At 64.7% G+C, this 4,940-nt stretch carries 5 protein-coding genes and 1 pseudogene; 4 read left to right on the top strand and 2 right to left on the bottom strand.

Features of this window, described 5'->3' with window-relative positions; genetic code table 11:
- Both G3436_RS14575 and ydcS read right to left on the bottom strand, forming a co-directional pair.
- The coding region (locus tag G3436_RS14575) for an ATP-binding cassette domain-containing protein (protein ID WP_163946139.1) at nucleotides 1-259 on the bottom strand (259 nt) is incomplete at its 3' end.
- Nucleotides 260-298: 39 nt separating this feature from the next.
- Nucleotides 299-1,450 carry a putative ABC transporter substrate-binding protein YdcS gene (gene ydcS, locus G3436_RS14580; protein ID WP_163946142.1) on the bottom strand — a complete coding sequence of 384 codons (1,152 nt, stop codon included), beginning with the start codon at nucleotides 1,448-1,450 and terminating at the stop codon, nucleotides 299-301.
- 176 nt (nucleotides 1,451-1,626) lie between these two features.
- On the opposite strand from ydcS, the gene G3436_RS14585 reads away from it, so the two are divergent.
- The 4 genes and pseudogenes from G3436_RS14585 to G3436_RS14600 form a co-directional block, all read left to right on the top strand.
- Nucleotides 1,627-2,346: a tellurite resistance TerB family protein gene (locus G3436_RS14585; protein WP_163946144.1), complete on the top strand. Its 720-nt coding sequence runs from the start codon at nucleotides 1,627-1,629 to the stop codon at nucleotides 2,344-2,346.
- A 136-nt stretch (nucleotides 2,347-2,482) separates the two neighbouring features.
- Nucleotides 2,483-4,105: a methyl-accepting chemotaxis protein gene (locus G3436_RS14590; protein ID WP_163946147.1), complete on the top strand. Its 1,623-nt coding sequence runs from the start codon at nucleotides 2,483-2,485 to the stop codon at nucleotides 4,103-4,105.
- A 7-nt stretch (nucleotides 4,106-4,112) separates the two neighbouring features.
- Nucleotides 4,113-4,628 carry a chemotaxis protein CheW gene (locus G3436_RS14595; protein ID WP_163946150.1) on the top strand — a complete coding sequence of 172 codons (516 nt, stop codon included), beginning with the start codon at nucleotides 4,113-4,115 and terminating at the stop codon, nucleotides 4,626-4,628.
- Nucleotides 4,625-4,940, top strand: a pseudogene (locus G3436_RS14600) (CheR family methyltransferase); the annotation flags it as partial. The gene G3436_RS14595 and the pseudogene G3436_RS14600, both read left to right, overlap by 4 nt.

Here is a 4,940-nt window from a genome sequence, read left to right on the forward strand (position 1 = left end):
GCGCGTAGTCCTGGAACACCGTATTGACGTCGCGCTGGTAGGGCGGCAAGCCGGCGGCTTCGACCCCATGGATGCGGATCGAGCCGTGGCTGGGTTGCTCGAAGCCGGCGATCAGGCGCAGGCAGGTGGTCTTGCCCGAGCCCGAGGGCCCGAGCATGGAGAAGAACTCGCCGTCCTCGATGTCGATGGACACCTGGTCGACGGCCCTGACCTCGCTGAACAGGCGTGAAACGTCGGTGAACTGTACGGCTGGGGTCATGCGCGGTGCTCCTGTACAGGCGCCCTGCGGGCGCCGCCCCTAACGCCCGCCCATGATCGCGATGTAGTCCTGGGTCCAGCGGCTGTACGGCACGAACTTGCCGCCTTCGGCCTGCGGGGTGCGCCAGAACGCGATCTTGTCGAACAGCTCGAAGCCGTTGCTCTTGCAACCCTCGGGCCCCAGCAGCTGGCTGCCCGAGCACGCCGCCGGCACCACCGGCAGCGAGCCGAACCAGGCCGCCACGTCACCCTGCACCTTGGGCTGCAGTGACCAGTCCATCCACTTGTAGGCGCAGTTCGGGTGCTTGGCATCGGCATGCAGCATGCTGGTGTCGGCCCAACCGGTGGCGCCCTCTCTGGGAATGGTCGAGGCTACCGGCTGCTGGTCGGCCTTGAGCCCGTTGACCATGTAGCCCCAGGAGCTGGCGGCCACCACCCCTTCGTTCTTCACATCGCTCATCTGCACCGTTGCGTCATGCCAGTAGCGGTGGATCAGCGGCTGTTGCTGGCGCAGCAGGTCGAGCACCGCCTTGTACTGCGTCTCGTTGAGTTCGTAGGGGTTCTGGATGCCCAGTTGCGGCTTGGCCGACTTCAGGTACAGCGCTGCATCGGCGATGTAGATCGGCCCGTCGTAGGCCTGTACGCGGCCCTTGTTGGGTTTGCCGTCGGGCAGCTCCTGCGGCTCGAACACCACGCTCCAGCTGGCAGGTGGTTGCTTGAATACGTTGGTGTTGTACAGCAGTACATTCGGCCCCCACTGATAGGGTGTGCCGTAGACCTGCTTGTCGACCACATACCAGGCGCCGTCCTTGAGGCGCGGGTCGAGCAGCTTCCAGTTGGGAATCAACGCGGTGTTGATCGGTTGCACGCGCTTGCCGGCGATCAGGCGCAGCGAGGCGTCACCCGACGCGGTGACCAGGTCGTAGCCACCCTTGGCCATCAGGCTGACCATCTCGTCGGAGGTGGCGGCGGTCTTGACGTTGACCTTGCACCCGGTGTCCTGCTCGAAGCCGCTCACCCAGTCGTAGGCCTTGTCGCTTTCGCCGCGCTCGATGTAACCGGGCCAGGCGACGATATCCAGTTGCCCCTCGCCGGCACCCACCGCCTTGAGCGGTTCGGCGGCCTGCAGGCTGGCGCTGGCGAGCAGGGCAGTGCACAGGGCACTGAGCAATGCGGTGGAGTGCACAAGCATGATGTTCCCTCTTCTAGTCGTGTTTTGACGGGGCGCTGACAAAGGGCTGCAATCGGAGCTGCTCCTACTAGCGTAGTGCGTTCCTGCAGATGCAACATCCGGAAGCAAATGCGCCACGCCCCTGCGCGAAGCAGGCATTACTCTGGGGCCTTCATTTCCTTTTTGAGGACGCTCAGATGAACACCCGAGGTTTACTCGACCAGTTGCTCAAATCCGGTCAGGAGCTGCTGCAGAACCAGGCGGGCAAAGGCTCCGGCGCCAAGCCCGGTACCCGTGGCGGGCTTGGCGGGTTGTTGGGTGGCGGGGGTTCTGGCGGGCTGGGCAGCCTGCTGTCCGGTGCCGGTGGTGGCGCCCTGGCGGCAGGCGCCATGGGCCTGCTGCTGGGCAACAAGAAAACCCGCAGCCTGGGCGGCAAGGCCCTCACCTACGGTGGCCTCGCTGCGCTTGGGGTGCTGGCCTACAAGGCCTACGGCAACTGGCAGGCCCAGCAGGGCGGTGCGGCGCAGCGCGAACCGCAGACCCTCGACCGTCTGCCCGCTGCCCAGGCCGAGCAGCACAGCCAGGCGATCCTCAAGGCACTGGTGGCGGCGGCCAAGGCCGACGGGCATGTGGATGAGCGCGAAAAGGCACTGATCGAGGGCGAATTCGTCAAGCTCGACCAGGACCCGCAACTGCAGCAGTGGCTGCATGCCGAGTTGCACAAGCCGCTCGACCCGGCCGACGTCGCCCGCGCCGCCAGCACCCCTGAGATGGCCGCCGAAATGTACATCGCCAGCGTCATGCTGGTGGACGAGGAGCACTTCATGGAACGCGCCTACCTCGACGAACTGGCCAAGCAGCTCAGGCTCGACCCGGCGCTCAAGACCGAGCTGGAAAAGCAGGTGCGCCAGGCCTGAACCGGAAAACCCGGGCAAATGGTCATTTATCAGGCCATTTTGCCCAAGCCGTCTTGATCTAAGCCACGTACTCACAGGGTGCCTGGGCTATAATCTGCGCATTTTTATGCTCGCGTAGAACTCTTGAGGGCTGACTGTGAAGAACTGGACATTGCGCCAACGTATCCTGGCGAGCTTCGCCATGATCATCGCCATCATGCTGTTGATGGTGGTCGCTGCCTACTCGCGCCTGATGGCGATCGAGTCCAGCGAGGAGGCGGTACGTTCGGACAGCATTCCCGGGGTCTACTACAGCTCCATGATCCGCAGTGCCTGGGTCGACAGTTACGTCACCACCCAGCAGTTGGTCGGGCTGAGCGAACATCGCGAACTGACCAGTGCCGATGCCGAGTTGTACAAGAGCTTCAACGACCGGCTCAAGCAGCACATGGCCAGCTATCAGAACACTATCAATACCGCTGAGGACAGGCGTAGCTTCGATGAGTTCACCCGTCTGGAAGAGGGCTACCTGAAGATCGTCGACAGCGTGCTGGAGCTTTACCGCAACAAGAATTATGTCCAAGCCCAGCGTCTGCTGGAGCAGAGCATGACCCCGGCCTGGGTCGACGGGCGCAAGCACCTGAACGAAGTGATCGAGGGCAATCGCGAGTCGGCCGAGCAGGCTACCGACGCCATCGTCAGCGCGGTGACCACCGCCAAGGTCAGCATGATGCTGTCGCTGGTGCTGGCCATCGTGGCGGCCGGTATCTGCGGCCTGATGCTGATGCGCGCCATCACCGCCCCCATGCAGCTGATCGTGCGTGCCCTGGACAAACTGCGCGGTGGCGATCTCAGCGTACGCCTGAACCTGGACCGCAAGGACGAGTTCGGCGCGGTGGAGACCGGCTTCAACGACATGATGGGCGAACTGACCACGCTGGTGTCCCAGGCCCAGCGCTCGTCGGTGCAGGTGACCACCTCGGTGACCGAAATTGCCGCCACCTCCAAGCAGCAGCAGGCCACCGCCACCGAAACCGCCGCCACCACCACCGAGATCGGCGCCACCTCGCGGGAGATCGCTGCAACCTCGCGCGACCTGGTGCGCACCATGACCGAAGTGACCAGCGCCGCCGACCAGGCCTCGGTTCTCGCCGGCTCCGGCCAGCAGGGCCTGGCACGCATGGAAGAGACCATGCTGCAGGTGATGGGCGCGGCAGACCTGGTGAACAACAAGCTGGCGATCCTCAACGAAAAGGCCGGCAACATCAACCAGGTGGTGGTGACCATCGTCAAGGTGGCCGACCAGACCAACCTGCTGTCGCTCAATGCGGCGATCGAAGCCGAGAAGGCCGGCGAGTACGGCCGCGGCTTTGCCGTGGTCGCCACCGAGGTACGCCGCCTGGCCGACCAGACCGCCGTGGCCACCTACGACATCGAGCAGATGGTGCGCGAGATCCAGTCGGCGGTATCGGCCGGCGTGATGGGCATGGACAAGTTTTCCGAAGAAGTGCGCCGCGGCATGTTCGAGGTGCAGCAGGTCGGCGAACAGCTGACCCAGATCATCCACCAGGTCCAGGCGCTGGCGCCGCGGGTGCTGATGGTCAACGAAGGCATGCAGGCCCAGGCCACCGGCGCCGAGCAGATCAACCATGCGCTGACGCAACTGGGCGATGCCAGCAGCCAGACCGTCGAGTCGTTGCGCCAGGCCAGTTTTGCCATCGACGAGTTGAGCCAGGTCGCAGTCGGCCTGCGCGGTGGCGTGTCGCGGTTCAAAGTCTGACGCGCCGATGAACGACCTTCAGCCACGCCGCAGCTCGGATGCGGCCAGCCAGGGGCGTTTGTTCCTGGTGTTTCGCATTGGCGGCGAGCGCTTTGCCCTGGACACCCACGCGGTGGTCGAGGTATTGCCGCGCCTGCCCCTCAAACCCATTGCCCACGCACCGGCGTGGGTCGCCGGGGTGCTGGCGCATCGTGGCGCGCTGGTACCGGTGATCGACGTCGGTGCCTTGAGCTTTGGCAAACCCGCGCCGCTGCGCACCAGCACGCGCCTGGTGCTGGTGCACTATCGCGTGGGCCATCACCCGGCGCCGCAGCTGCTGGGCTTGATCCTCGAACAGGCCAGCGACACGCTGCGCTGCAACCCCGCGGATTTTCGCCCCTATGGTGTCGATAATCGCCAGGCCCCCTACCTTGGGCCGGTGCGCGAAGACGAGCAGGGCCTGATGCAGTGGATCAGTGTGCCCGACCTGTTGTCCGACGAGGTCCGCGCGTTGCTGTTTCCTTCGGTCGGTGAGCAGCCATGAGCAGCGAGCAGCGTTTTTTCCGGTTCTTGCAGGAACGTATCGGGCTGGATGTGGCATCGGTGGGTGCGCCGATGATCGAGCGCGCCTTGCGCCAGCGCAGCGCCGCCTTGCAGGCGCGCGATCTGGATGATTACTGGCTGCACCTGCAACAGTCGACGCAGGAGCAGCAGGCGTTGATCGAAGCGGTGATCGTGCCGGAGACCTGGTTTTTCCGTTATCCCGAATCGTTTGGCGCGCTGACCACGCTGGCCCTCAAGCGCCTGGCCGAGGCCTACCCACAGGGCACACCGCGAACTGGGCAGCGGCCTGAAG

This window comes from Pseudomonas brassicae (genome assembly GCF_010671725.1).
GTDB lineage: Bacteria > Pseudomonadota > Gammaproteobacteria > Pseudomonadales > Pseudomonadaceae > Aquipseudomonas > Aquipseudomonas brassicae.